This window comes from Flavobacterium sp., from assembly GCF_027484205.1.
GTDB lineage: Bacteria > Bacteroidota > Bacteroidia > Flavobacteriales > Flavobacteriaceae > Flavobacterium.
In genome coordinates, this window is sequence record NZ_JAIXUB010000010.1 from 1 (window position 1) to 4,234 (window position 4,234).

The window sequence follows — 4,234 nt, forward strand, 5'->3', positions numbered from 1 at the left end:
AAAGTATGTTCATTAACAGTTCCAGGATTAGCAAAAGAGCAAACTATTACTAAAAACATAGTTGACTTTAAAGCTGTTGCTTATCCAAATCCATTTGCAGAGAACTTCAAATTAGATGTCAACACATCAAGTGAAGAAGTAATCAAAGTGAGTGTTTATGACATGATAGGTAAACAAGTGGAACAAAGACAAATCAATGTTTCTGATGTTGCATCGTTTGAGGTTGGAAGTGGATATCCATCAGGAGTTTACAATGTAATTGTAACTCAAGGAGAAAACACACAAACCTTACGAGTTATCAAAAGATAGTTTGATAAACTACAAATAAATAGAAACCTCCTCAAGTAATTGAGGAGGTTTTCTGTTATATGAATATTTTGTAACCAGTTGTTAATAAATTAATAACATTAAGAAATGACTTTTTATCTTCTTTGATTGTACTTTTGTAGTTCAAATCAAACTTTTAAAATATGAAATTAATTTTACAATGGATAGTTAACTTAAAAGTTATTCTATCAGTTATTTTTTTAATGACTTGTTCAGTTTCATTCAGTCAAACGGCATACAATATGTCTTCGGGAGATAAAACTTGGGCTTTAACAGGTGCATGGACTGTTTCTGGAGGTACTTACACCGGTACAGATGCTTCTAATTGGGCTAGTGTTGGAATAACTGGAACAGGAAATTCTGTTACAACAGGAGTTAGAACAACAAAATCTTCTGCAACTATCGTTACAGGAACAGCAGGTGGTTTTCAAAAGCCAAGTGGAAGTATTCAATTTTTATCTACAGGAGCAACAGCTACTCCAGAGGCGGTTGCTATTGACTTATTATTGAATTTTACGGGTAGAAATGCCGGTACATTGAGTTTTGATTGGGCTGCTATTGATAATAGTGGCACAAGACCTACTTCATTAAGAGTTTTTTGGAGTATTGATGGTTCAACTTTTACAGAAATTTCTGCAGCGCAACTTTTAGATAAGGAGAGTGCAACAAGTCCTTCATCTGGTAGTATTTCTTCAATTGCTTTGCCTACTGCATTTAACAATTCTGCGACTGCAAGATTACGTTTTTATAATCATGCGGGAAGTACAACAATAGGATCAAATACAAGAGATAAGTTTCAAATTGATAATATTTCGATTACTTCAACTCCTGCTCCTTTGATAAGCGCTAGTGGAACTGTTTCTAGTTTGTCACACGAGTATGGTTCTGCATCACCAATAACAAATTTTTCTGTTTCTGGTAACAATATGAATGCTGGAATTACAGTTACGCCTCCAGCAAATTTTGAAGTTTCAACAACTTCTGATTTTTCCGCATCAATTGGAACTAATTCTTCTCCATTAGTTGTAGGAGCATCAGGTACAATAGGAAGTACATCAGTTTATTTGAGACTTATAAGTCCAATATCTGTTGGAAATTACAATGGTACAATAACACTATCAAGTACTGGTGCTCAAAATGTCACTGTTGCAACTAACAGTAATAATACTGTAAGTCAAAAAAATGTCACCATTTCAGGGCTAATTGCAAATAATAAAACGTTTGATAATAACACTAGCGCAAGTTTGAGTGGTTCACCAGTTTTAAATGGGATTATTCCATCTGACAATAGTAATGTTATACTATCAGGAACGCCGGTTGCAAATTTTAATGACTCTAGTGTTGGAACTAATAAGCCAGTAACGGTGACAGGTTATACTTTGTCGGGTACAAATGCGACAAATTATTTATTAGCTCAACCATCGGGTTTAACTGCGGATATCATTTCTTCAGGTTTGTTGGACCAAACAATTACATTCAATCCACTTGCTTCAGTAACTTATGGAGATGCAAGTTTTAATTTAACAGCTACTTCTGATTCAAATTTAACAATATCTTATACCAGTTCAAATACAAATGTTGCAACTATCATAAACGATGTGGTTACAATAGTTGGTGCTGGTACAACAGTCATTACGGCAAATCAAAGTGGGGATTCTAACTATAATCCAGCTACACCAGTACAACAAAATTTAGTAGTTACTCAAAAGAATTTAACTATTTCTGGAGCTACAGTATCAAATAAAGTCTATGATGCTACAACTACCGCAACAATTATTGGAGGGAATTTAGATGGAATTATTGGAACGGACAATGTTACTTTTTCAGGTAATGGGAATTTTAATACACCATCAGTTGGGAATAATAAATTAGTTACTACGGCGCTAGTTTTGAATGGTTTAAGTTCAGCAAATTACGCTTTAATTCAGCCAACATTGACTGCTGATATTTTACAAAAAGACATAACAATTTCTGGTATTATTGTTAATAATAAAGAGTATGATTTAACTACTACCGCTTCAATTTCTGGTACACCAACTTTGGTTGGAATTATTGCCTCAGATAATGGAAATGTTTCTTTGAATAATATTCCAGTTGCAAATTTTGCTACTGCAGCTGTTGAAAATGGGAAAGTAGTAACTGTGTCAGGATATTCACTTTCAGGATCTGCCTCAGCTAATTATAATTTATTACAACCTACAGGATTGACTGCAAATATTACAACAAAATCCTTAACAATTGTTGGTCTAACAGCAAATAATAAGGAGTATGATAGAACTACATTAGCAACACTTTCTGGAGTAGCAGCATTAAATGGATTAATTCCTGGTGATGAGGCAAATGTTGTTTTAGATGGAAGTGCTGTTGCAAATTTTTTAACTTACACAGCTGGAAATGCTAAATCAGTTTCGGTTACAGGATATTCTATTTCAGGTAGTTCTATTGGTAATTATAATTTACAACCTTTATCACTTTTAGCAAATATTACTAAGAAAAATGTAACAGTTTTGAATCCAGTAGCTACTGATAAAGTATATGATGGTAATAATGTTGCAACAATAAATGGTACAATTGATGGTGTTATTTCTCCTGATGTTGTAACTTTAAATTTAAGTGGAACTTTTAATAATTCTAATGTTGGAACTTCTAAACCAGTAACATCTACAAGTACAATCACAGGTTTAGATGCGTCAAATTATAATTTAATACAGCCATTAGGTTTATTAGCGTCAATTATTCCATCACCATGTACTGCAACTACAGGAAATGTTAATTGGAACTTCACAACGGCGTCTCCTTCAACTAATACTGTTTCAAATTTAACAGTTTCTAATCTTTCACAAGGGAATAATAATGGGATTACAACGTTATTAACTTCTACTAGTGCTTCTACTGGATATTTAGGGTCTTCAGGAACAAGTAATGCAGGTGCAGCAACTAGAACAGGAGCTTTAGATATGGCTATTTCGGCTTATTTTGAGTTTACTGTTACACCTCAATCTGGGTACATAGCTACTTTAAATAGTATCGCTTTTGGTTCAAGAAGTACAGGAACAGGTCCTGCTTCTTATTCGTTAAGATCCAGTTTAGATAATTATGCAACTACAATTGCAACTGGTTCTTTATCAACATCATCTATTTGGGCTTTATATTCTAGTTCAGTAACGGGAATCAATTCTTTAAATGGTTCACCAATAACATTTAGATTGTATGGACATAACGGCACTGGAAGTCCATCTGCAAATACTGCAAATTGGAGAATTGACGATTTGAATTTAAATATTACCAATACTCCTAGTGCTGCATTATCAAGTCCATTAACAGCAACAATTTGTGCAAGCGATGCCTTTAGTTATGTTCCTACAACAAATTATAGTGGAGCTACGATAACATGGACAAGACCAGCTGTTTCGGGAATTAGTAATGCTGCAATAACTTCGCCACAATCAACTAATCCAAATGAAACTTTAGTAAATACTACTACTGCTCCAATTAATGTAACATATATATTTACAGTTACAACAAATACATGTTTTGTTTCTCAAAATGTTGTAGTGACTGTAAATCCAATTTTAGCTTGGTATTTAGATGCGGATTTAGATGGATATTATTCAGATGGTCCAGTTTATCAATGTTATTCACCAGGATTAGGATATGTTACCTCAGTTATTGGAAGTGGAGATTGCAACGACAACGTAGCTTCTATCAATCCGGGAGCAGTTGATGTTTGTTACGATGGAATCGATAACGATTGTAACGGAATCATAGACAATGTTGGTTTACCTGGAGGATGTACACCTATAGTTTCTACTTTGCCAGCGGCACAATGTGGAACAACAGTATCAGGATTATCAACTTCTATGTATGCTACAAATATTTCAGGCGCACAAGGATATCGTTTTAAAGT

General features: G+C 34.0%; 2 protein-coding genes. Both read left to right on the plus strand.

Features of this window, described 5'->3' with window-relative positions; translation table 11 throughout:
• The coding region (locus Q0049_RS03520; protein WP_298116624.1) for a T9SS type A sorting domain-containing protein at positions 1 to 309 on the plus strand (309 nt) is incomplete at its 5' end.
• A 161-nt stretch (positions 310 to 470) separates the two neighbouring features.
• A partial coding sequence (locus tag Q0049_RS03525; protein WP_298116626.1) for a YDG domain-containing protein occupies positions 471 to 4,234 on the plus strand: 3,764 nt, incomplete at its 3' end.